Source organism: Falsiroseomonas oryziterrae (assembly GCF_021864505.1).
GTDB lineage: Bacteria > Pseudomonadota > Alphaproteobacteria > Acetobacterales > Acetobacteraceae > Falsiroseomonas > Falsiroseomonas oryziterrae.
Map to the genome: position 1 here is coordinate 1 of NZ_JAKJIB010000593.1, position 1,180 is coordinate 1,180.

At 74.1% G+C, this 1,180-nt stretch carries 1 protein-coding gene; it reads left to right on the plus strand.

The features are described 5' to 3' along the window. Positions 1-51: 51 nt before the first annotated feature. A partial coding sequence (gene ftsA, locus L2I40_RS23445; protein WP_237217760.1) for a cell division protein FtsA occupies positions 52-1,180 on the plus strand: 1,129 nt, incomplete at its 3' end.

Here is a 1,180-nt window from a genome sequence, read left to right on the forward strand (position 1 = left end):
CACGCCCGCGCAGGCGCCGCAGCGCCGCCCGGCGCAGCAGGGGACCCGCGGATGAACGCGCTCTCCCGCCTGCCCGTCCCGGTCGAGGGCGGCCCCGAGCGGCGGCGCCGCGGCGCGCGCTCCGGCGCCTTCGGCGTTCTCGACATCGGCACCACCAAGACGGTCTGCCTCGTCGCCCGGATCGAGGGCGACGGCGAGCCGCGCGTGCTCGGCTTCGGCTGGCAGCGCGGACGCGGCGTGAAGGGCGGCTCCATCGTCGACCTCGAGGAGGCCGAGCGCGCGATCCGTGCCGCCGTCGGCCAGGCCGAGGAGATGTCGGACACGCAGCTCTCGGGCGCGATCGTCAACCTCTCCTGCGGCCAGCCGGAATCGCGGCTGCTGCACCTGCAATGGCCGATCGGCGGCCGCGCGGTGACGGATGCCGACCTGCGCGCGATCCTGGCGGAGGGCCGCCGCCGCGGCCATGAGGAAGGGCGCGAGACCGTGCATGGCGCGCCGGTGTCCTTCACCGTGGACGAGACCCCGGGCGTCGAGGATCCGCGCGGCATGGTCTGCGACACGCTCGGCGCGCGCGTCCACCTGGTCGATGCGTCGCAGGCGTCCTTGCGCAACCTCGGGACCTGCCTTGCGCGCTGCGACCTCGAGGTGGAGGAACTGGTCTCCGCCCCCTTCGCCGCCGGCCTCGCCACGCTGGTCGAGGACGAGAAGCGGATCGGCGCGACGGTCGTCGACATGGGCGGCGGCACGACCTCGATCGCCGTCTTCGCCGAAGGGCAGCTGATCCACACGAGCCAGGTGCCGGTCGGCGGCTGGCAGGTGACCAACGACCTGGCCCGTGTGCTCTCGACGCCGATCAACCACGCCGAGCGACTGAAGACGCTGCATGGTGGCGCGCTGTCGGCGGCCGACGACGAGCGCGAGATGCTGCCCATCCCGCTGGTGGGCGAGGACGAGGACCACATCGCCCGCATCCCGCGTGCGATGGTCGTCAACATCATCCGCCCGCGGCTCGAGGAGACCTTCGAGTTCGTGCGCGACCGGCTGGAACAGGCCGGCGTCGCGAAGGAGGCCGGCACGCGCGTCGTGCTGACCGGCGGCGGGTCGCAGCTGATCGGCGTGCGCGAACTCGCCGCGCGCGTGCTGGACCGCCAGGTGCGGATCGGCCGCCCGCGTCCGGTGC